Source organism: Kitasatospora sp. RG8 (assembly GCF_017813315.1).
In the GTDB taxonomy this organism is placed as follows: Bacteria; Actinomycetota; Actinomycetes; order Streptomycetales; family Streptomycetaceae; genus Kitasatospora.
In genome coordinates this window covers 278,338-296,053 of record NZ_JAGIYX010000002.1, presented here as the reverse complement: position 1 = coordinate 296,053, position 17,716 = coordinate 278,338, and the positions used below count along the sequence as shown (strand labels likewise).

Below are 17,716 nucleotides of genomic sequence, written 5' to 3'. Positions count from 1 at the left end.
ACTCCGTGCCACACCGCCGTGCCACATCGCCGTGCCACGCATCAGAAGCGCCGTGCCACCTGGCGCCGTGCCACCTCCAGAGGGGGAACACCCATGCCTCAGACCAGTCCCAGCAGGAGCGCCACCACGCCCGTGCTCCACCTCGACCACATCACCCGGGTCCACGGCCGGGGCGCGGCCGAGGTGCAGGCGCTGCGCGGGGTCGACCTGAAGGTCCACCCCGGCGAGTTCGTCGCCGTGATGGGCCCGTCCGGCTCCGGCAAGTCCACCCTGCTCTCCCTCGCGGGCGGCCTGGACAGCCCGACCGAGGGTCAGGTCCTGGTCGAGGGCGTCGCCCTCGGCGGGCTCGGCCGCAAGCGGCTCGCCGAGGTCCGCCGCCGTTCGGTCGGCTACGTCTTCCAGGACTACAACCTGATCCCGGCGCTCACCGCCGCCGAGAACATCGCCCTGCCCCTCGAACTCGACGGCGCCGCAGGGCGGACAACCCGGCGCAGGGCCGTCGCCGCGCTGGAGGAGATGGGCATCCCCGAGCTCGCCGACCGCTTCCCCGACGACATGTCCGGCGGCCAGCAGCAGCGCGTCGCCATCGCCCGCGCCCTGATCGGCGACCGCCGCCTCGTCCTCGCCGACGAACCCACCGGCGCCCTCGACTCCGCCACCGGCGAGGCCGTCCTCACCGTCCTGCGCGCCCGCTGCGACGCCGGCGCCGCCGCCATGATGGTCACCCACGAGCCCCGCCACGCCACCTGGGCCGACCGCGTCGTCTTCCTCAGCGACGGCCGGATCGTGGACGAGACCGTCGGCCGCAACGCCGACTCCCTGGTGCGGACCGCCGCCCGCCACGGCCGCTCCCACCGGCACGAGGGGATCGAGGCCCGATGAAGCTGCGCTCACTCGGGGCCACCCTGCGCATCGCCCGCCGCGACGCCCTGCGCGCCAAGGGCCGCAGCGCCCTCGTCGTCGCCATGATCGCGCTTCCCGTCCTCGGCGTCACCGGCGCCGACATCGTCCACCGCAGCGGCCAGCTCACCCCGGCCGAACGGACCGAACGGCTGCTCGGCGGGGCCGACGCGTACCTCACCGCCTACGCCCCCGGCAGCACCGTGCACCAGCTCCCGTTCGCCGACGACGGCGCCTACGCCGTCGCTCCCCGGGAGGGCCAGGCCCCGACGCCGGAGCAGGCCCGCGGCGCCGGCACCGTCCCCGCCGACCTGCTCCGGGAACTGCTGCCCGGCGCCACCCTGCTGCCGGCCGGCCCCGGGCCCACCGCGAGCGCCGCGTCCCGGCACGGCCTGCTCCAGACCGACACCGCCGAGGCCGACCTCACCGACCCCGTCTGGAAGGGCCGGATCACCCTGGTCGAGGGCCGCGCGCCGAAGGCCCCGCACGAGGCCGCCGTCACCCGGGCCTTCCTCGACGAGTCCGGGCTGGGCATCGGCTCGACCACCACCCTCAAGGGGCTGGAGAAGACGCCGTTCACCCTGACCGGCGTGGTGGAGCACCCCGGTGACCTCGGCAAGGTCGAGTTCGTCGGCCGCCCCGGCGAGGTCGTCGAGGCGCTCACGGCCCTGGCCCCCGCCGCCAAGGCCCCGACCGGGCTCTCCGAGCAGGCCACGGCGAAGGCGTCCTGGCTGGTCAAGGCCGAGGCGGGCAAGCCGCTCGACTGGGCCGGCGTCCAGCGGCTCAACCAGTACGGGTTCACCGCCACCGCGCGCACCGCCGTGCTCCACCCGCCCGCCGACGCGGAACTGTCGTACCGCCCCCAGAGGTTCAGCCTCGACGACTCCCCCCGGAAGAACGCCGCCGTGGTGGCGGCCACCGTCGCCGGCATGGCTCTGCTCGAAGTGGCCCTGCTCGCCGGGCCCGCCTTCGCCGTCGGCGCCCGCCGCTCCCGTCGGCAGCTGGCCCTGCTCGCGGCCGGCGGCGGCGACCGCGGGCACGTCGCGGCCGTCGTCCTCGGCGGCGGCCTGGTGCTCGGCGTGGCCGGCGCGGCCCTCGGTGTCGTCGGCGGCACCGGCCTGGTCGCCGCACTCCGGCCGTGGATCGAGGAGACCGCCGGCAACCGGTTCGGCCACTTCGGCCTCCGGGCCACCGACCTCGCGGCGATCGGTCTCGTCGGCCTGGTCACCGCGCTGCTCGCCGCCGCTCTGCCCGCTCTCCAGGCCGCCCGGCAGAGCGTCACCGCCGGGCTCACCGGCCGCGACACCGTCAAGCCGCCGAGCCGCTGGACCACCGCCCTCGGTGCCGTGCTCTTCGTCACCGGTGCGGCCACCGCGCTCCTCGCCGTGGGCACCAACGACGGGACCGGCCGTGGCATCGCCGTCTTCGCCGGCCTCGACCGGATGACCCTGATGGTGCTGGCCGGCTCGGTCACCGCCGAACTCGGCCTGCTCGCCCTCACCCCGCTGCTGGTCTCGCTCTGCGGCCGGCTCGCCCGCTTCCTGCCGCTCAGCGGCCGGCTGGCCCTGCGCGACTCCGCCCGCCACCGCGGGCGCACCGCCCCGGCCATCGCCGCCGTCATGGCCGCCGTCGCCGGCTCGGTGGCCGTCGGGCTCTACACGGCCAGCACCGAGGCGCGGGACCGCGAGACCTACCGCCCGCACACCCCGGTCAACGCCGTCACCCTCGCCGTCACCCCCGGCGACCCGCAGCTCCCCCGGCTGCGGTCGGCCGTCGAACAGGACATGCCCGGCCTCGGCGAACGGGCCGACCTCTCCCAGGCGTTGTACTCCTGGTGCCAGGGCTGCTCCAGCGAGGTGACCGTCAAGGGCGGCGCCCCCCGGCTGGGCGTGCCCGGCCTCAACACCCTCGTCGTCGGCGACGCGGCCGTCCTGCACAACGCCTTCGACCTCCGCGACCCGGCCGCCGACCAGGCACTCGCCGCGGGCAAGGCCGTCGTCTTCGACGCCTCCCGGATCCACGACGGCAAGGTGCTGCTCCAGCTCACCGGCGGGTTCACCAGCGCCCCCCAGCCGGGCTCCACCCCGAGGCAGGACATCAAGGAGATCGCTGTCGACGCCGTCCTGGTCGACAACCCGGCGGCCGCCCGCTACGGGGCCGGCGTCGTCGGCGCCAGGACGGTCGAGGGCCTGGGCCAGGGCGTGACCGTCAGGCCCGTCGGCGCGGTCTGGCTGCCCGCCACCGCACCCGACCACCGCTCGCAGCAGCGCGCGGAGGCCACCACCGACCGGCTCGCGCCGCTGGCCCAGCTCAGCGTCGAACGCGGCTTCCAGCCCAAGGGCGACCTGCCCACCCTCGCCCTCACCGGCTTCGCCGCGCTGGTCGTCCTCGGCGCCGCCTGCATCGCCACCGGCCTCGCCGCCGCCGACTCCCGGCGCGACCAGGCCACCCTGGCCGCCATCGGGGCACCGCCGGGGATCCGCCGCCGACTCTCCGGCGTGCAGTGCGCGGTGATCGCCGTACTGGGCGCGGCACTCGGCACCGTCAACGGGTTCGTCCCGGCACTCGCCCTGCTCAGGACCCGGGCCATCGACTACCCGGGCGCGACCAACCCGGTCGTCGTCCCCTGGGGCGAGATGGCGCTCACCGCGCTGGCCGTCCCGCTCCTCGCGGGCCTGCTCACCGGCCTGTTCACCCGCTCCCGGGCCCCGCTCACCCGCCGCCTCGGCTGAGACGGCGAGTGGGACGGCGGCCGAGGCCCGTCAGGCCCGGTGGCGCTCCCGGGGATTCCCGGGAGCGCCACCGGGCCGAAGCCGTGCCCGGGCAGGGTGGTTGGGACTGGTGCGGGTGGTGCGGGTGGTACGGATCGGCGCGTGCGGCGCGAACCCCCCTGACGTACAGCGGAGAAGACCGTTCACCACGCGCCGCCACAACCTGGCGTGACGTCACATCAGGTCACGTCACGGAGTGGCCTCGGTCAGGCCGTACAGCAGGTTCAGGCACTCGGAGATGGTGTCGCGGTACAGCTCGGGGCGGGCCAGCATCACGGTCGTGGCCAGCCGCAGCGCGGGCCGCAGACCGGCCAGGGCGTCGGCCGGCATCTCCAAGGCTCCGGGCTCCGGCCCCACCGGCCCTGTCGGCACCCCCGCACCGGTTCCCGGTGTGCTCCACCGGCCGAGGCCGACGCGGAGCCGGCGCAGCGCGGCCGCCACGTCCGGGAGCGTCGGATCCGCGTACGGCGGCGGCTGCCGCGTGGGCGGCCCGGCCCAGGAGACCCCGGGCCGGCCGGGCGGGCGGACCGGCAGCGGGGCGGGCGTGGCAGCGGTCGCGGCCGCCTCGGCCGCGGAGGCCGCGGCGTGCAGGGCCGAGGCCTCCGCACCCTGGAGCTGCAGGGCCTCGACCAGCCGCCGGACGGTCTGCCCGCGGGGCCGGCTGCGGTGGCGTTCCAGGTTGCTGATCGCACGGGCGGTCAGCCCCGAACGGCCGGCCAGTTCCTCCTGGCTCAGCCCGGCGCGCCGGCGCTGGAGCCGCAGCAGGCGGCCGAAGCCGACCGGCCCGGCGGAACCCGCCGTCGCGGCCGGATCCAGGAGGGCGAGGCCGGCCAGCAACCGGTTCAACTCGGCCTCCGTCAAAGGGCGAAGGGCCGGCTCCCCCGGTGACTCCGGCTCCGATTCCGACTCCGACTCCGGCTCCGACTCCGGCTCCGACTCCGACTCCGCGGAAACGCCGGGCTCCGCCGGGGGTTCCACGCCCTGCACCACCTCCCGACCGGCCTCCGATTCCCCCCAGGACGGCAGCCCCGGCTCCGGCCCCGGATCCAGCCCCGCTGCCGGGCCGCCGGAGGCCTCGACCCCGCGCGCCGCGCGGTGCAGTGCGGCGGCCTCGGATTCCGGCAATTCCAGCGCCTCGACCAGTCTTCGGACGGTCTGCCCCCTCGGGCGACAACAACAGCGTTCCAGGTTGCTAATCGCCCTGGCGGTGACCCCCGAGCGGTCGGCGAGTTCCTCCTGGCTCAACGCCGCCCGCCTGCGCTCCGATCGCAGCAATGGACCGAATTTATCCGCTCTTCGACTCATAGAAGTTCCCCCGTACTCCCCCGTGAAAATTGCCGTGAACGCGCGCGAACTGTCGGCCGGATTCCCCGTCCGACCCCGCCGCACGGCATACGTACGCAACTCTGCACCGCGATCCCGCGGGACGCGCCCGTGCTCCACCGCTCCGGAGGCCGACCGTTCGCCGGCCGGTCCGCCTCTCGCCCGCCGGGCCCGGTAGGGCTCGTGGACGTGCGACCGCACGGACGGCCACCTCGGTGCGGGGCCTGCGGCGGAGCGGGATCAGGGTGCCGGCGATGGTACCGGCGGACCGATTCTGCCGTATGAGGACCCGTCAGTGAAGGACGATCCGGCATCACGCCGGGGCCGGCGCCCACGAACCACCGGCCCGCGGACCCGGTGGGAGGGCTGCCGGGACCCGTCCGGGAACGCCGGCGCGCGGCCGGCCACGGGGCCCCACGGACCCTCGTTCCGGACGGATCGCCCCGCACTGTCCGGAATTTCCGCCGGCCCGGAATTCTGCGAAGCCGGATTCCGGTACTGCACCGGAAGTTTCCCCGAATTTTCACCGGTCCGGGCCGCTCTTCCGGTCAACTTCTGGAGGTGGTTCCTGTTCCTGTGCTTGAATGCCCGGCAGGATCAGTGCCGTGCGAACGGCTGCTGATCACGGGCAATTCGATCGGCGGAGCCGTCCGCCTGAAAGGTTCGACCCGCCGTCCGGCCAGGGCGGCGGATTCTCTCGTAACCATCAGGAGGAGCAATGCGGAAGATCGCGACGGCGGCCGCCGCCGGACTGCTGAGCCTCGGCGCCGTCGGCGCCGGTGCGGGCGTGGCCTCGGCCGGCAGCTGGGGCGGGTACGACACCCGCGACGGCGGCGTGGCCCTGCGCACCTGCGCCAACACCAGCTGCACGCTTCAGGGCCGCGGCTACTCCGACCAGTCCGCCTGGATCTACTGCTACGTGACCGGTCAGAACATCAACGGCAACACGGGCTGGTCCTACAAGGACCACTACCTGGCGAACGGGTCCTTCTGGGCCACCAACTACAGCGCCAACAGCTACATGTGGGCCTACAACACGACGTACCACTGCTGATCACCCCCGGTCGCTGACGGCACAGGGGCTTAGCAGCCAGGGGCCACCGCGGGGCGAGCACCCGCGGTGGCCCCTGGCCGGTCGTCCGGGCCCGGACACGAACGAGATGTAAGGACGGAGACCGATCATGTTCCGTGGTGCGCGACTCGGCCGCCTCTGCCTGGCCGCGAGCGCGGTGCTCCTGGCGGCGGCGTGCAGCAGTTCGAAGGACGGCGGCTCGGCGACCGAGAAGATCCCGGCGCCGGCCATCCCCGCCGTCCTCACCGAACCGGCCGACGGCGCCGAGGTGGCACTGCCGCTCGACGGCTACGGCATCAGCTCCGGCGACAGCCTCCTGTTCGTCCAGGCCCGGGAGCAGGCGACCCGGACCTGCATGCAGGCCAAGGGCTTCGACTACACGCCCGCGGCGGCCGGGCAGAAGCCGCCGCCCGCGCCGATCGACTCCGAGCGGCTGGGCATCCTCTCGCTGACCGCGGCCAAGCAGACCGGCTACCACCGGCCGCCGCCGGCCGCGGGCGGCGGCTCGGTGCCGACCGCCGAGGGCCGGCCCAACGAGTCGCCCGAGTACGGCAAGGCGCTCAACGGGGACATGCGCCCCGGCGGGCCCACCAACGGCACGACGGCGGACCGGGGCTGCCACGCGGCAATGGACCGGCAGCTCGCCGACGCCAAGATCCCGGAGGCCAAGAGCGACCTGGTCGGCGACCTGCGGGCGCAGGCGCACGGCCTCACCGGTGAGGACACCCGGGTCCGGGCCGCGCTGGACGCCTGGAGCAGCTGCATGAAGGGGCTCGGCTACCAGTACCAGACCCCGGTGGACGCCAGCGCGGCCGCCTGGCCCGACCCGGTCGGCCAGAAGGAGCGGGACACCGCCACCGCCGACATGGGCTGCAAGACGCAGGCCAAGCTGCTCGCCACCTGGTACGCGGTCGAGGAGGGCTACCAGAAGGCGCTCATCGCGCGGAACGAGTCCGGGCTCCAGGCCGTCAAGGACGCCGCCGCCCAGCGAATGGCGGTCGTCAAGAAGGCGCTGGGGGGCGGCTGATGGCCACCTCCGGCGGACCGGCCGGGACCGGACCCGCAGCCACCCGCGCGGCAGCCACCCGCCCGGCACAGGCCCATGCGGCACAGGCCGCTCCGGTGCAGGCCCGCGCGGCACAGGCCGCTCCGACGCGGGCCCGCGGGCTGCGCGCGGTGGCCCTGCCGCTCGTCGCGGCCGTCCTCGTGGCCGCCGGGGCGTCGGGCTGCGGCAAGGACTCCGGCCAGGACGCGGCCGCGGGCGGGCAGCCGAAGTGGACGGCCGAGCAGGACACCGTCCGGAAGGACTACCTCGCCTACTGGGACAGCCTGTTGCAGGCCAACGCCAACCCCGGCAAGGACGGCTCCGGCGCGGACGGTGCCGGCCTCCCGGAGCGCGCGGCCGGCAACCAGCTGGCCCAGCTGCGGCAGAACCTCCAGGCCCTCGGCACCCGCAACCTGGTCGCCAAGGGCCCGGTGGACCACACGGTGCGCGGCATCGAGGTCCGGGCGCAGACCGCCGCGCTGGAGGACTGCGTCGCCGTCCGGAAGTGGCTCCAGTACGACGCCACGTCCGGGCAGCAGGACCCGGGCCAGCTGGTCGACCGGCCCAACCAGCTGGCGCACTACACGCTGGCCCAGCGGGACGGCCGCTGGCTGGTGACGGACAGTCAGGTCCTCGGTCCCTGTTGACCCGGTCGGCGGGCCCCCGTCTCCCCGGGGCCCGCCGACCGGACCACCAGGTCCAGCGGGGAGACCAGGTCGTTGGGAGACGGTGGGTTGTTCGGGCGCGGCAGGAACGGTTCCGGCTCGGTGGGGCCGGTCGAGGAGAGCGCCGACGGGGGCGCGGGACAGGACGCGGTACTCGGCGGCGAGGGGCCGGACGCGGTAGTCGGCAACGAGGTGCCGGAGGGCGCCGGGCCGCCCGGCCGGTCCCGGCTGGTCCGGCGGCGGCGGGCGTTCCTCCTGGTCGCGGCGGTGGCCGCGGTGGTGGCCGTCGGGGGGCTCGGCGCCGCCTCGCTGGTCAGGTCCCCCGCCGACCGGGCCGCCGCCACCGACCCGCCGCCCGCGACCCTGATCACGGCCACCGCCGCGATGCAGGTGCTGAACCCCTCGGTCGTGCTGCGCGGCATGGTCTTCCCGCCGACCCAGTACGACGTGCTGCCCTCGGCCTCCTCGGCCGACGTGAAACAGCTCTACGTGTCCGGCCTGCGGGTGAAGGCCGGGGACCAGGTCGCCGCCGGGCAGCAACTGGCCGAGGTCTCCGGCCGGCCGCTGTTCGTCCTGCCCGGGCCCGTCCCCGCCTACCGGGACGTCCGGCCCGGCGACACCGGCCCGGACGTCGCCGAGGTGCAGGCCGCCCTCGCCGGGCTCGGCTACCGGACCGGAGCCGACGCCTCGGGCACCTTCGGCGCCGGCACCAAGCAGGCCGTCAAGGCGTACTACGAGCACCTGGGCTACCCGGTGCCGACCACCGGAACGGCCACCCAGCAGGCCGTGGACACGGCGCGCAAGGCGGTGGACGCCGCGAAGCAGACGGTGGACGCGCTCACCGCCCAGAAGTCGGCGGGCGCCACGGGCGGATCCACCGGCACCGGTACGACGCCCACGGGCACCCCCTCGACCGGCACGACCCCCAGCGGCACGACGCCCACCGGCACGACCGCCTCCGCGCAGGGCACGGGCACGCCCGGCGGCAGCGGCGGCCCGGGCGGCCCGGGCGCTGTCAGCGGCACGGGCGGGCTGACCGTCGACCAGCAGCTCGACGCCGCGAAGAAGCAGCTCGCCGCCGAACGGGACACCCTCGCCAAGGCCGAGGCGGTGAACGGTCCGATGCTGCCGGCCGCCGAGGCGGTCGTCCTGCCCACCGTCCCGGCCACCGTGACGGCCGTCAACGCCGCCGTCGGCTCCCCCGCCACCGGCGTGCTGCTCTCCCTGATGAGCGGTCAGCTCGGGCTCGTGGGGCAGCTCACGCCCGGCCAGGCCGCCGGGGTGAAGCCCGGGATGACCGTCGAGATCCTCGCCGAGGCGGGCGGCGGCGCCAAGCTGACCGGCACGGTCGCCGGGCTCGGTGCGCAGACCACCGCCGCGCTCTCCGGCAGGGTCGTCCCGATCGGCGGCGGCGGGGCCGGCAGGCCGGGGGGCGGTGGCTCCTCGGGCGGCAGCGGCGGCACCGGCGGATCGGGCGGTTCGGGCGGTACCGGAGGTGCGGGCGGGTCGGGCGGCTCCCAGTCGACCGCCGGGGGCGGAGGCGTCGCCGCGTACATCCCGGTGACCATCACCACCCAGGGCCCGATCCCGGCGGAGCTGAACGGCCAGAACGTCAAGATCACCGTGCTCAAGGGCGACTCGACCGCGCCGGTGCTGGCCGTCCCGGTCGCCGCGGTGTTCACCACCTCGGCCGGGCGCACCGCCGTCACCAAGGTCGACGCCGCCGGCGCCCGGACCAACGTCACCGTCACCACCGGCGTCGCCGACCAGGGGTTCGTGGCCGTCACCGCGACCGAGGGCGGCACGCTCGCCGCCGGCGACCAGGTGGTGGTCGGCCGGTGACCGCCCCCGCCACGACGCCCGCCCCCACCGCTGCGGCGCCGGTCATCCGGCTGCGCGGCCTCGGCCGCAGCTTCCCCGGCCCGCCGCCCGTCACCGCCCTCCACCCCGCGGACCTGGCCGTCCACTCGGGCGAGTACGTCGCCATCACCGGCCCCTCCGGCTCCGGCAAGTCCACCCTGCTGCACCTGCTCGGCCTGCTCGACACCCCCACCACCGGCAGCTACGAACTCGACGGCATCGACACCGCCCGGCTCTCCGACCGCGACCGCTCCACCCTGCGCGGCCGCCGGATCGGCTTCGTCTTCCAGTCCTTCCACCTGCTCGCCCACCGCACCGCCGAGGAGAACGTGCAGCTCGCCCAGGTCTACAACCGCACCCCGCGCACCGAACGCGGCGCGGCCGCCCGCGCCGCCCTCGCCCAGGTCGGCCTCGTCCACCGCACCCACGCGCTGCCCAGCACGCTGTCCGGCGGCGAGCGCCAGCGCGTCGCCATCGCCCGTGCCCTGGTCAACCGGCCCAGCCTGCTGCTCTGCGACGAACCCACCGGCAACCTCGACTCGGCCAACGCGACCGCCGTGCTCGCCCAGTTCGACGAGCTCCACGACCAGGGCTTCACCCTGCTCGTCATCACCCACGACCCCGCCGTCGCCGCCCGTGCCCAGCGCACCGTCCGGATCGCCGACGGCCGCCTCACCGAACCCGGGCGCGAACCGGCGGTCGTCGGCCCGACCGGCAGCGGCCCGACCGGCCGCGGCGCGGCCGTCCCCGGCCCGTCCGTTTCCCGCCCGGCCGGCAGCAGGGAGGCCTGAGGTGCGCAGCGTCCTGTCCGACCCCGCCTCCCGCCTCGGCCTGCGCGACCTCCTCGCGGAGGCCATGTCCGGCACCCTCCAGCGGCCCGGCCGCTCGGCCCTCACCATGCTCGGCACCGTCCTCGGCATCGGCGCCTTCGTCGCCGTGCTCGGCCTCACCGCGACCGCCTCCGGCCAGATCGGCGAGCAGTTCAGCCTCACCAAGGCCACCACCGTCACCGTCTCCGACCACCCCTCCACCGAGGGCCTCGCCCCCGGCGCCAACCCGCCGACGGGGTTCCCCGAGGACGCGGACACCCGGGCCGGCCGGATCAACGGCGTGGCCGCGGCCGGGGTCTGGTGGCGGGTCCCCAAGGCCGACGTGCGGATCTCCGCCACGCCCACCGGGGACTCCGCCGGCCAGGGCCTCTCGCTGCTCGCCGCCACCCCCGGCGCGGTCGCCGCGATGCAGCCGACGCTGGCCGCCGGCACCACCCTGGACGCCTTCGCGCAGCGTGAACGGCTGCCGGTCGCGCTGCTCAGCTCGGCCGCCGCGAAGCGGCTGGGTGTCAACCGGCTGGACGCCCAGCCCGCGGTCTTCGTCGACGGTCTGCCGTTCACGGTGATCGGCGTCTACTCCGAGGTCCAGCGCCTGCCGGACAGCCTGCTGGGCATCGTCATCCCGACCAGCACCGCGCTGGACCGGTTCGGCAACCCCGGTACGGGCAAGGACCAGGAGGCCCAGCTCCTGGTGGCCACCCGGATGGGCGCGGCCCCCGTCGTGGCCCGCCAACTCGCCGTCGCCCTGCGGCCGGACGCGCCCGAACGGTTCACCGTCGTCCCGCCGCCGGACCCGCACAGCCTCCAGGACAAGGTCACCTCCGACCTCACCGGCCTGTTCCTCGCGCTCGCCGGGATCTGCCTGGTCGTCGGCGCCGTCGGGATCGCCAACACGACGCTGGTCGCCGTGCTGGAACGCACCCAGGAGATCGGCCTGCGCCGCTCCCTCGGCGCCCGCACCTGGCACATCGCCGGGCAGTTCCTCACCGAGTCCACCGTGCTCGGCACCCTCGGCGGCCTGATCGGTACCGGCATCGGCGTCCTGGTGGTCCTCGGGACGGCCGCGGCCCGCGACTGGACCGCGGTGCTGCAACCGGCCGCCACCCTCCCCGCGCCGCTGATCGGCACGGTCGTCGGTCTCCTGGCCGGCCTCTACCCGGCCCTGCGTGCCGCCCGCACCGACCCCCTCAAGGCCCTCCGCACGGCCTGAGCCGCACGGCCCGGGGCCCTGTCGGCGCGGCCCCCGGCCCGCACGCCGCGGCCCGCGCACCGCCGGCCGGAGGCGGAGGCAGCGCCGGAGCCGGCGGCAGCCCTCACAGCTCCGCCTCCGGGGGCAGCCGGTGCACGCCCGGGAGGTGGGTGTCCAGCTCGCCCGGCTCGAACCGGCACATGCCGACGGCGTGCCAGAACTCGCCGACCACGTCGCCCTCGTACTTGTAGGCGCCGGACGGCAGCAGCGCGGCCCAGCCGTCGGGCGCACCGAGGAGGGTGGCGCGCGGGGTGGGGACGCCGGTGGCGGGGACGTTCCAGAGGCGGACGGTGCCGTCCTCGCCGCCGCTGGCCAGTAGCGAGCCGTCGGGGCTGAAGGTCACGGCGAGGATCCGGCCGGTGTGGCCGCGGAGCCGGCCGAGGTCGTGGCCGGTGTGCGGGTCCCAGAGGCGGACGACGCGGTCGTCGCCGGCGGTGGCGAGGAGCGGCCGGCGGGGGTGGACGGCCGCGGTCCAGAGCCGGCCGACGTGGCCGCCGAGGCGGTGCCGGACGGCGCCGTCGGCCCAGACCACGGCGTCGCCGTCCCAGGAGGCGCTGGTCAGCCAACGGCCGTCGGCCGCGAACGCGACCGCGTACACCCGGTCGTGGTGGCCTTCGAGCTGGGTCTCGATCCGGCCGGTCGCGATGTCCCAGATCCGGACCCGGCTGTCGTCGCAGCCGGTGGCCAGCCGCCGCCCGTCCGCGCTGAAGGCGATGGAGCGGACCCGGCCGCGGTGCTCCCGCAGGGTCGCGACGTGGGCTCCGGTGCTGCGGTACCAGATGCGGACGGTGTCGTCGTCGTTGGCGGTGGCGACGAAGACGCCGTCGGCGCTGAAGGCCTCCGCCCAGATGTGTTCGGTCTCGACGTCCATCTCGCGGAGGTACTCGCCGCTCAGGGCGTTCCACAGGTAGAGGTCGCCGTCGTTGCTGGCGGTCGCGATCAGCGGGCCCTCCGGGCCGAACTGCGCGGAGACCAGCCGGCTGCTGCGGGCCGCGAGTTCCCTGGCCCGGCGGCCGGTGGCGGGCTCCCAGAGCCGGACCACGCCGTCGTTGCCGCCGGCCGCGAGCAGCGTGCCGTCGCCGTTGAAGGAGAGCGAGCCGATGCGCCGGCCGTGGCCGCGCAGCAGCTGCCTGCTGCGGCCGGAGCCGGGCTCCCAGAGCCGGACGGCGCCGTCGTTGCCGCCCGTCACCAGCAGCGCCTCCGCGTCCGCCCCGGCCGGGCCGCCGGCCGCCTCGCCGACCGGTCCGGCGGCCGGGCGGTCGGCCGGGCGGAACCGGCAGGCCCAGACCGAACCCCGGTGCTCGGGCGGCTGACGGCGCAGCGGCACCACCTCCCGGCCACCGCCGCCTCCATCGCCGCCACCGGCAGCGGCGCCGCCGCGCCTGGCGGCGGGGCCGACCCGCCAGACCCGGACCACGCCGTCGCTGTCGCCGGCCGCGAGCCGGGTGCCGTCGGCGTCGAAGGCCACCTGGTAGACCGCCCCGGTGCAGCCTTCCAGCTCCCCGGCGGCCGTCCCGTCGAGGGGGTTCCAGAGCCGGACCCGGCCCGCGGTGTCACCGCTCGCGAGCAGGTCGCCGTCGGGGTGGAAGGCCAGGGTGTAGACCCGCCCGAGGTGTCCGTCGAAGGTGTGCAGGAGCCGTCCCCGGGCGATGTCCCAGAGCCGTACGGTGCCGCCGGCCACCCCGTCCGCACCACCGTCGCCGGTGGCCAGGAGGGTGCCGTCCGGGCTGAACCGGGCGCGGTACACCGATCCGCGGTGGCCGGGCAGTTCGGCGGTCAGGCGGCCGCTGCGGGTGGACCAGACGCGGACCGCGCCGGCCAGGTCGCCGGTGACGAGCCGCGAGCCGTCGGGGCTGAACACCGCGGTGTAGACGGGCGCGGCGTGGCCGGGGAGGCTACGCAGCAGCCGGCCGGCGGCGGTGTCCCAGAGGGTGACGGTGCCCTCGGCGTCGCCGGTGGCGAGCAGGGCGCCGCCGGGGCCGAGCGAGACCGGCCAGACGCCGCCGGGGTGGACGTCGAGGCGGTGGCGGCATTCGCCGGAGACCGGGTCCCAGAGCCGGACGGTGCCGTCGGCGCTGCCGGTGGCGAGCACGTCGCCGGCGAACTTGACCGCGTAGACCCGGCCGATGTGGTCCTTGAGGGTGCGCAGCGCCACACCGGTGACGGCGTCGCAGATCAGGACCGAGCCGTCGTCGCTGCCGACGGCGAGCAGTTGGCCGTCGACGCTGAAGGCGACGGGCTCGGGCAGCCGGGTGGTGCGGACGTCGAAGCCGTAGGGGACGCCGACCTCGGAGGGGCGGAACCCGGCCTCGACGGGCAGGCCGGGGGCGACGGCGGCGGCGCGGAGCTCGGGGGCGGCGAGCACCCGGGCGTCGGTGACCGCGGAGATCAGGGCCGCGCGCTGCCAGCGGCTGCCGCTCAGGCGGGCGCCGCGCAGGTCGGTGCGGATGAGCCGGGCTCCGCGCAGGTCGGCGTCGCTCAGGTCGGCGCCGGTGAGGTCGGCCGCGTCGAGGCGGGCGCCGACCAGGCGGGCGCCGCGCAGCGAGGCCCCGGCGAGGTTGGCGCCGAGCAGCCGGGCGTCCGTGAGGTCGGCCCGGGCGAGGTCGACGCCGGAGAGGTCCCGGTGGGAGAGGTCCTCGCCGGCCAGGGCGGCGCCGCGCAGGTCGGTGTGGGCGGGGACGCGCAGCCTGGCCAGCACCTTGACGGCGTTGGACCGGGCGGTCTCGTCGGCGCCCGGGGAGTCCGCCGCGCCGTCCAGGACGGACCCGGCCCACTCCTGGCAGACCTGGTGGTCGGCGAGGTCGCAGAGGAACTCGACCGCCAGCCGGCTGAGCGGCCGCCGGGTGAGCAGGTCGGGCTCGCCCCGGCCGAGGCCGGCCGCGGCCGCGCGGGCGACCAGCCATTCGACCACCGAGCCGTGGATGAACTGGAACATGCCCTCGTCGGAGCGGACCAGGAGCGAGCCCGAGCCGACCGCGTGGGCGACCTGCGGGGTGGGCAGGCTGGTCTCCGCCAGACCGGTCAGCACGCCCGCGATGTCGACCAGTTCGTCGTACGGCATGGCGTTGCGGCCGCTCTCCCAGAGCCGCAGCGCGAGCAGGGTGACGGCCTCCCAGAGCTGGTCCAGGCCGAGGCCGGGCGCGGCGCCCGGCCCGCCGTGGCCGCGCCGCTCCTCGAACCGCAGCCAGGCGGTGAAGACCTCCTGGTAGAGGCCGGCGGCGCTGAGCGCCCGGCCGGCGCCGGCGACGGCCCGCAGCCCGTCGTGGTCGAGGTCGGCGACGAAGCTGAGCAGCCGGGGGTTGCGGCAGAGCGCGAGCAGGTCGGGGATGGCCTCCAGCAGGCGCATCCGGCGGTCGGCGGCGGTCTCGTCGCCGTAGCGGTTGACCAGGTAGCCGCGGATCTGCGCGGTGGTGAAGTCCTGGACGGCGAGCAGCCGCCGCTGCGGCAGCAGGCCGACCCGCTCGCCGAGCGCGGTGAGCACCTGCTCCTGGGAGCTGAAGTGCTGGGTGCGGCTGCTGACCACGATCTTGGCGTTGTCGACGGCGGCGTCCAGCAGCACCTGGAGGTGGTCGGCGGCCCGCTCGTAGCTGACCCGGTTGAGGAGCTCGTCGAAGCCGTCGAAGAGCAGCACGATGCGGCCCTGGCGGAGCATGTAGCGGAAGGCCCGCAGGTCGATGGTGTCGATGCCGTGGGCGGTCAGGTGGGCGGCCACCAGGCCGTCGAAGGAGTGCGCCTTGTCGAGCGCGCTGAGCTCGATGAACAGCGGGGTCAGGTGCGGGAGTTCGGTGGGGATGCGGCGGGCCAGCTCGCGCAGCGCGAAGGTCTTGCCGCGGCCGAAGTCGCCGAGCAGCAGCAGGAACCGGCCGTGGTCGGACTCCAGCAGCCGGAGCATCTCGTCGACCAGGCCGTCGCGTTCGGCGCCGCCGGGGCGTTCGGCGTCGCGGTAGCGCTGCGGGAGGTAGAGGCCGGGCTGGTACTGGCCGTCGGTGCTGAGCCGCTCGCTCTGCGCGGCCACGTAACCGCGCAGGTCGAGCAGGCCCTGGAACTCGACGAAGCTGCGCAGCCGGACGCCGCGCCGCCGGGCGCGGTCGCGCAGCTCGCGCGGTGGCGGCGGGCCGTCGTGGACGAGTTCGGCGTCGGGTGCGGTGCCGGCGGCGTGCACGGCGTCGACGAAGTGGTCGACGTCCTCGGCGGTGGGGGTGGAGACGCAGGCGGCGACGCGCTGCTGGCGGACGAAGCCGGACTCGGTCCAGGTGACGAGGAGCTGGGGCGGCGCGCCCGCGACGACGCGGATCTGGGCGCCCTCGTGGCGGGTCCGGCAGACCTCGGCGACCCGGGCCAGCAGGGTGTCGGCGGGGGAGGCCAGTTCCCGGGCCTCGCGTTCGGGTTCGGCGGGCGGCGGGACGGTGGCGGCCTGCGGTTGCGGCGGGGCGGGCGGCGCGGCCGCGTCGGGCGGCGGCGGGAAGGCCCGGTGGGCCCGGCGCCAGACGGCGGGCGTCTGCTGGAGCTCGGCGCCCGGGGCGGGCCAGCGGGTGAGCCCGTCGCGGGTGAGCCGGAGCAGCTGGTGGGTGCCGGGGCCGCCGGCACCCACCACGCCGACCTCGCCGGCGGCGGTGGACAGCGTCCGGACCGCCGTCCGGGAGTCGGCCGGTCCGTGCAGCAGCAGGTGCAGCCGCGGCGCGGTGAGCCGGGTGAACCGGTCGAGGTCGCGCAGCGGTTCGGCGTCCTGGCCCGCCCGGGCCGACCGGGCGCCGGCGGGCCGGGCCGTGACCGGGTGGCGCAGCGCGCCGATCCGCAGCCAGCCGTCGCTCTCGTACGGGCGCAGCGCCTGGGCGAACCAGGCGGCCTGCTCGGGGCCGAGCCAGCCGTACCGGTCGTCGGCGCGGTGGCTGTACGCCATCGAGGAGTTGAGGCCGGCGACGACGGTGCCGAGCTCGGGCACGGGGAAGAGCGTCCACGGCTGGGCGCTGTCGAAGACGACGTCCAGGCCCTGGTAGAACTCCTGGAACAGCCGTGCGTAGTGGCGCCACTTGGGCCAGTACGGCGGGGTGGGGCGCAGTTCGTCGGCCTCGCAGGTGCTGAAGTAGGCGCGCGAGGCGGCCTGGCTGACGTCCTGCCCGCCGGGCACGACGGCCACCCGGTGGGGTTCCAGGCCGAGCAGGGAGCGGATCCCGGTGAGGAAGGCGAGCGCCTGTTCGCACTCGCGGGGGCTGCCGGAGGCGGTCAGGTCGCCGGTGACGACGACCAGTTCGGGTGCCGGGGCGCCGGCGTCGGCCAGCTCCACGAGGTCGCCCCAGATGGCGGCCTGGAGGTCCACCGGGTCGCTGCCGCGGCCGAAGGAGGGGCCTGCCAGGTGCAGCACCGAGACGCCCTCGCGCTCGCCCGTCCGCTCCGGCGCCGACGGGTACTCGGGCGGGACGGACGGCCTGCGGCGGCCGGCCCAGCCCGTCCCGCCGACCGGCCGGGGCTCGGGCACCTGCGGCTGCGCCGGTGCGGCGGGCACGCCGGCGGACCCGCCCGGGTAACCGGGCCGCAGTTCGGGCCGGGCCCGCCCGTCCATCGCCTGGCCGACCCGGGCCAGCAGCAGCCGGCGGGCGTGCGCGGGCTCGTCGACGCCCACCAGGTCGATGTAGGTGAGGGTGGCGAGCAGTCCGTCCACCGGGATGTCCTCGATGCGGACGGTCAGCAGCCGGCGGTCCGGGGCGTCCGGGTCGGAGCGCAGGGCGGCCTGCCACTCCATCCGCCCGTAGCGGGAGCGCTCGTAGTGGCGGGAGAGCAGGGCGATGGTGGCGGCGGACTCGGTGACGCCCCGGTCCATGAAGTCCACGAAGTTGGTCCCGGGGACGAAGTCCCAGGCCTGGAGGAAGGCGCGGTAGCCCGCCTCCTCCAGCGTCCAGGCGATCCAGGCCGCCCACCGCTCGTCCGCCGGTGAGTAGCTGATGAAGAAGTCGATCGGCCCGGGGCCACCCGGGGTCGCGTCCAAAGCCCCCATGGGGGAGAG

Annotated in this window: 10 protein-coding genes and 1 pseudogene; 8 read left to right on the top strand and 3 right to left on the bottom strand. The window is 76.1% G+C overall.

Annotated elements, in window-relative coordinates:
* Positions 1-93 precede the first annotated feature (93 nt).
* Together J5Y04_RS04190 and J5Y04_RS04185 are read left to right on the top strand one after the other, a co-directional pair.
* Entirely contained in the window at positions 94-882 is a 789-nt protein-coding gene (locus J5Y04_RS04190) for an ABC transporter ATP-binding protein (RefSeq protein WP_209410399.1), read from the top strand.
* A complete protein-coding gene (locus J5Y04_RS04185; protein ID WP_209410398.1) occupies positions 879-3,632 on the top strand; it encodes an FtsX-like permease family protein in 2,754 nt (917 codons plus the stop codon). Before J5Y04_RS04190 ends, J5Y04_RS04185 begins: the two co-directional genes overlap by 4 nt.
* Before the next feature lie 228 nt (positions 3,633-3,860).
* Here the strand turns inward: J5Y04_RS04185 and J5Y04_RS41360 are convergent, their stop codons facing one another.
* Together J5Y04_RS41360 and J5Y04_RS43885 are read right to left on the bottom strand one after the other, a co-directional pair.
* A complete protein-coding gene (locus J5Y04_RS41360) occupies positions 3,861-4,517 on the bottom strand; it encodes a helix-turn-helix domain-containing protein (RefSeq protein ID WP_245204221.1) in 657 nt (218 codons plus the stop codon).
* A gap of 264 nt (positions 4,518-4,781) precedes the next feature.
* A pseudogene (locus tag J5Y04_RS43885) lies at positions 4,782-4,976 on the bottom strand (helix-turn-helix domain-containing protein); the annotation flags it as partial.
* A 736-nt stretch (positions 4,977-5,712) separates the two neighbouring features.
* On the opposite strand from J5Y04_RS43885, the gene J5Y04_RS04175 reads away from it, so the two are divergent.
* From J5Y04_RS04175 to J5Y04_RS04150, 6 genes are all read left to right on the top strand, one after another.
* Positions 5,713-6,048: a hypothetical protein gene (locus J5Y04_RS04175; protein ID WP_209410396.1), complete on the top strand. Its 336-nt coding sequence runs from the start codon at positions 5,713-5,715 to the stop codon at positions 6,046-6,048.
* A gap of 127 nt (positions 6,049-6,175) precedes the next feature.
* On the top strand, positions 6,176-7,093 hold the full coding sequence (locus J5Y04_RS04170) for a hypothetical protein (RefSeq protein ID WP_209410395.1): 918 nt from the start codon (positions 6,176-6,178) through the stop codon (positions 7,091-7,093).
* Positions 7,093-7,758 carry a hypothetical protein gene (locus J5Y04_RS04165; protein ID WP_209410394.1) on the top strand — a complete coding sequence of 222 codons (666 nt, stop codon included), beginning with the start codon at positions 7,093-7,095 and terminating at the stop codon, positions 7,756-7,758. The genes J5Y04_RS04170 and J5Y04_RS04165 overlap by 1 nt, the downstream gene beginning before the upstream one ends.
* 120 nt (positions 7,759-7,878) lie before the next feature.
* Positions 7,879-9,618, top strand: coding sequence for a peptidoglycan-binding domain-containing protein (locus tag J5Y04_RS43150; protein WP_209410393.1), 1,740 nt, complete (start codon positions 7,879-7,881; stop codon positions 9,616-9,618).
* Complete coding sequence (locus J5Y04_RS04155; RefSeq protein WP_209410392.1) at positions 9,615-10,427, top strand: ABC transporter ATP-binding protein; 813 nt, start codon at positions 9,615-9,617, stop codon at positions 10,425-10,427. The genes J5Y04_RS43150 and J5Y04_RS04155 overlap by 4 nt, the downstream gene beginning before the upstream one ends.
* 64 nt (positions 10,428-10,491) lie before the next feature.
* A complete protein-coding gene (locus J5Y04_RS04150; protein ID WP_245204311.1) occupies positions 10,492-11,676 on the top strand; it encodes an ABC transporter permease in 1,185 nt (394 codons plus the stop codon).
* Between the two features lie 103 nt (positions 11,677-11,779).
* Here the strand turns inward: J5Y04_RS04150 and J5Y04_RS04145 are convergent, their stop codons facing one another.
* Positions 11,780-17,707 carry a TIR domain-containing protein gene (locus J5Y04_RS04145; RefSeq protein WP_209410391.1) on the bottom strand — a complete coding sequence of 1,976 codons (5,928 nt, stop codon included), beginning with the start codon at positions 17,705-17,707 and terminating at the stop codon, positions 11,780-11,782.
* Positions 17,708-17,716 lie beyond the last annotated feature (9 nt).

Bases quoted from the DNA above. Each gene is read 5' to 3' on its own strand.
- J5Y04_RS04170 (WP_209410395.1), top strand. From the start codon at position 6,176: ATGTTCCGTGGTGCGCGACTCGGCCGCCTCTGCCTGGCCGCGAGCGCG.
- J5Y04_RS04190 (WP_209410399.1), top strand. From the start codon at position 94: ATGCCTCAGACCAGTCCCAGCAGGAGCGCCACCACGCCCGTGCTCCAC.
- J5Y04_RS04145 (WP_209410391.1), bottom strand. From the start codon at position 17,707: ATGGGGGCTTTGGACGCGACCCCGGGTGGCCCCGGGCCGATCGACTTC.
- J5Y04_RS04175 (WP_209410396.1), top strand. From the start codon at position 5,713: ATGCGGAAGATCGCGACGGCGGCCGCCGCCGGACTGCTGAGCCTCGGC.
- J5Y04_RS04150 (WP_245204311.1), top strand. From the start codon at position 10,492: ATGTCCGGCACCCTCCAGCGGCCCGGCCGCTCGGCCCTCACCATGCTC.
- J5Y04_RS04165 (WP_209410394.1), top strand. From the start codon at position 7,093: ATGGCCACCTCCGGCGGACCGGCCGGGACCGGACCCGCAGCCACCCGC.
- J5Y04_RS04185 (WP_209410398.1), top strand. From the start codon at position 879: ATGAAGCTGCGCTCACTCGGGGCCACCCTGCGCATCGCCCGCCGCGAC.